The 1,641-nt window shown below is 67.0% G+C and carries 1 protein-coding gene; it reads right to left on the reverse strand.

Going from position 1 to position 1,641, the window contains the following annotated elements; genetic code table 11:
• The coding region (locus I71_RS16325; protein WP_042695905.1) for a NosR/NirI family protein at positions 1–1,641 on the reverse strand (1,641 nt) is incomplete at both ends.

A 1,641-nucleotide genomic window follows, 5' to 3' on the forward strand; every position in this document is an offset into this window, starting at 1 on the left:
CTTATGGATCATGACCGGGCATTTGCGGTCGTGGTGGTAGAGCATCTGGCAGTGCAGGCATTGGATACATTCGTTGGGGTTGATCGAGCCGTCGGGGTGGATGGCCTGCACCGGGCATTCGTTGCCGCAGCGCTGGCACGGGCTGCCGCAGTCCTTGTAGCGGCGCAGCCAGTCGAACATCCGCAGCCGGCCGGGAATCGCCAGCGCGGCACCCAGCGGGCAGAGATAGCGGCAGAAGAAGCGTTCGATCATCAGCCCGGCGGCCAGCAGAACCACGGCGAAGGCGACGAACCACCAGTCGCGGATGAAATGCAGGATGATGGCGGTCTTGAACGGTTCGATCTCCGCCGCCTTCTCCGCCGTGCCCAACGATTGCAGCGACAGGCCGAACAGCAGCAGGAAGACGATGTACTTGATCGGCCACAGGCGCTGGTGCAGGGCGAAGGGCACGGTGATCTGGCGGATGCCGATCCGCTTCGCCGCCTTCGACGCGAGCTCCTGCAGCGCGCCGAACGGGCAGAGCCAGCCGCAGAAGGCGCCCCGGCCCCAGAACAGCAGCGACGCCGCGACCGAGAACCACAGGATGAACACCAGCGGGTCCATCATGAAATAGTCCCAGCGGAAATCGGTGCGCAGCGCGTTGGCGAAGGTCAGGACATTGACCACCGACAGCTGGGCCGTGGCGTACCAGCCGAGCCAGACCAGGGTGAAGACCAGATAGGCGGTGCGGACGCGCTCGTACAGCTTCGGCCGCCTGGTCAGCTGGTCCTGGAAGAAGAAGATGCCAGTCAGCAACAGGATGGCGGAGGTCAGCACGACGATGTCGGCTTGCCGGTTCTGCCAGATGCGCTGCCACAGCGGGGTTTCGGCGGCTTCCGCCGCCTCCGCCGCACCGGCGGCCTGGATGACGGCACTGTGGCTGGCGGATTGGGCGACGGGCTGGTTGGCAGACTGGCTGGCGGCGGCAGTCGGCGGCTGGTCGGTCTTCAGGAATTTGTCGGGCGGCTGGTAGCCGAGGTCGAAGGTGACGAACACCTTGTCGAGTGCGGCGACGGCCCGTTGGACCAGCAGCTGGAGGCGCCAGGGTTCGGCCGGGTTGAACTCGGTGCCTTCCGGCAGGACGAACAGGGCGATCTCCGGGAAGTCGGGGGCGCCGGCGGCGGCGGTGCCGCCCAAGCGCTTGTGCATCTTGTCGCGGAAGCGGATCGAAGCGTCATGCTGCACCATCTCGACACGGTCGAAGATGCCGCCGCGGACATAGCCCGACCCCTTGAAGGAATAGCGCCCCTGCCCGGCCACCCACACCGCCTGCTGGCCGGGCTTCAGCCGTCTGGTCAGCGTCTCGTATTCGGCATCGCCCAGCAGCGAGCGGCCGATGGTCGGGATGCTCACCAGGGCGGCGTAGAGGTCGATGAAGGTCTCGTCGGGGCTGCCGGCCTCGGCACGGGCGATGGCTTCGGTTCGGCCGGTCTTCTCGAAGGCGGCGTTCACCTCGCCCAGCGTCAGGGTCAGGCGGCGCACCGAACCGTCGCCGATCAGGGTCGCCCAGTCCTCCACCATGTCCTTGGTCAGGTCGACGGATTTGGTGACGGTCGGGGTGGCGTCCGATCCGCCGGCGCCCAGCGCCTGCATCACCTCTGC

The organism is Azospirillum sp. B506 (assembly GCF_000333595.1).
Taxonomy (GTDB): domain Bacteria; phylum Pseudomonadota; class Alphaproteobacteria; order Azospirillales; family Azospirillaceae; genus Azospirillum.